At 69.1% G+C, this 223-nt stretch carries 1 pseudogene; it reads right to left on the reverse strand.

Annotated elements, in window-relative coordinates:
• Positions 1-223 (reverse strand): annotated as a pseudogene (locus ACXN5W_RS30505) (TIGR03960 family B12-binding radical SAM protein); the annotation flags it as partial.

Here is a 223-nt window from a genome sequence, read left to right on the forward strand (position 1 = left end):
TCGGCTGAGGAGAGCGACAGCAGGCCCACCTCGGAGAAGCCGGAGTATTCCAGCCCTTCCTTCACCATCTGGCCGACCGTGGTGATCGAGCGCTCCCGGACCGGGCGGGTGGTCATGCCGGCCTGGCAGAACCGGCAGCCCCGGGTGCACCCGCGGAAGATCTCCACGGCGTACCGCTCGTGGACCGTCTCGGCCAGCGGCACCAGTGGCTTCTTCGGGTACG

This window comes from Plantactinospora sp. A48, from assembly GCF_055793945.1.